Here is a 1,971-nt window from a genome sequence, read left to right as displayed (position 1 = left end):
ACCCCACACCCCCCGCATGCTCACCGCGCTCACCGTCGCCCTCCTGGCCCTCACCACACTCACGGGGTGCAAGGACGGCCAGGGCGTACGCGACGAGGGCCCGGCCAAGGACAGGGCGGCGGCCCTCACCCCCGTGGCGAACCTGGAGAACCAGAAGGCCGCCCGGCACTGACCGGGCGGCCTTCAAGCGGAGTTACGGCGTCACACGTGCGCCGGCGCCAGCTTCGGGTTGGGGCCGTACTTGTTGTCGCCCGGCTCGCTGTCCAGCACCGAGAAGACGAACAGGGTGATGCCGCCGACGAGCGGCACGAGGCCGAACAGGATCCACCAGCCGCTGCGGCCCGTGTCGTGCAGGCGGCGCGCGGTGACGGCCAGACCCGGCAGCAGGAAGGCGAGGTAGGGGATCGCCACGAGCCACGTCTGCTTGGTGACGGCGCCGAGGATGGCGAACACGACGTAGATGATTCCGGCGAACAGCGCGAACATCCAGTATTCCTTGCGGCGCGCACGCCCGCTGAAGACCGCGTACTTCTTGAGAACCTCGATGAACCAGCTCATGGTGGTGTCCCCCCATAGATCGCCGCTCGGAACCGTTCCGAATGGATCAGGCCAGGCGCAGAAGATATGGAGGATGTCGAGAACTCGTCAATTCGGCGGATGTAAGCGCTTCATCAAGGCGCGCGCCTGTCAGACCGCGACAAATCCACCACCATCGAGGGCGGATTCCGGACAGACCGGCAGAAGATCACCGCACCAAGTGGGTCCCGTTGTCCGGACGTTGGCCGGAACGATCCCGGCCCGTATCCGGACCGAGCTCGAACCGTTGCCGTGACACGCCGCCAGGCGGCCGCGTCAGCCGAGCTTCTGCGCCACCTCGGTGGCCCAGTAGGTGAGGATGTTCTGCGCCCCGGCCCGCTTGATTCCGGTCAGGGTCTCCAGGATCGCCCGGTCCCGGTCGATCCAGCCCTTCTCTGCGGCGGCCTCGATCATCGAGTACTCACCGGAGATCTGATAGGCCGCGACCGGCACATCCACCGCGTCGGCGACCCGCGCGAGCACGTCGAGGTAGGGCCCGGCCGGCTTGACCATCACCATGTCGGCGCCCTCCTCCAGGTCGAGGGCGAGCTCCCGCAGCGACTCCCGCACGTTCGCCGGGTCCTGCTGGTACGTCTTGCGGTCACCCTGCAAGGAAGAGGCGACGGCCTCGCGGAACGGCCCGTAGAACGCGGAGGCGTACTTGGCCGTGTAGGCCAGGATGGCCACGTCCTCGCGCCCGATCTGGTCGAGCGCGTCCCGGACGACCCCTACCTGGCCGTCCATCATCCCGCTGGGCCCCACGACATGGGCGCCCGCGTCGGCCTGCACCTGGGCCATCTCGGCGTACCGCTCAAGGGTGGCGTCGTTGTCGACGCGCCCCTCGGCGTCCAGCACCCCGCAGTGCCCGTGATCCGTCGTCTCGTCGAGGCACAGGTCGGACATCACGAGCAGCTCGTCCCCGACCTCGGCCCGCACGTCCCGGATGGCGACCTGCAGAATCCCGTCCGGGTCGGTCCCCGGCGTCCCGACGGCGTCCTTCTTCGACTCCTCCGGCACCCCGAAGAGCATGATCCCGGAGACCCCGGCCGCCACGGCCTCCACGGCCGCCTTCTTCAGACTGTCCCGCGTGTGCTGCACGACCCCGGGCATCGCCGAGATCGGCACCGGCTCACTCGCCCCCTCCAGCACGAACGCCGGAAGGATCAGGTCAGCGGGGTGCAGCCGCGTCTCGGCCACCATGCGGCGCATGACGGGGTTGGTCCGCAGCCGCCGGGGCCGCGCGCCGGGAAAGGATCCGTACATCGTCATACACCTAAGCTACGCCCGCCCTACGGGCCCCTTTACCGACGCCGCGTCGGCCCCCACCGGTGCCGCACGGGCCGCCGCGGGCGCTCAGGGACGCGGGGAACTGCGCACAACCCCAGCCCCCACGCC

The 1,971-nt window shown here is 69.5% G+C and carries 2 protein-coding genes; both read right to left on the bottom strand.

The features are described from left to right. Nucleotides 1–201: 201 nt before the first annotated feature. The gene (locus tag EHS43_RS43485; RefSeq protein WP_125195933.1) at nt 202–558 is read right to left on the bottom strand and encodes a DUF805 domain-containing protein; all 357 of its coding nucleotides are present in this window, start codon (nt 556–558) and stop codon (nt 202–204) included. Nucleotides 559–852: 294 nt separating this feature from the next. Then, nucleotides 853–1,845, bottom strand: a complete 993-nt coding sequence (hemB, locus tag EHS43_RS43480) for a porphobilinogen synthase (RefSeq protein ID WP_125195932.1) — start codon at nt 1,843–1,845, stop codon at nt 853–855. Nucleotides 1,846–1,971: the final 126 nt, after the last annotated feature.

The organism is Streptomyces sp. RP5T (genome assembly GCF_003933965.1).
GTDB lineage: Bacteria > Actinomycetota > Actinomycetes > Streptomycetales > Streptomycetaceae > Streptomyces.
The sequence above is the reverse complement of the archived record's forward strand: the minus strand, read 5'-3'. Positions and strand labels throughout refer to the sequence as shown.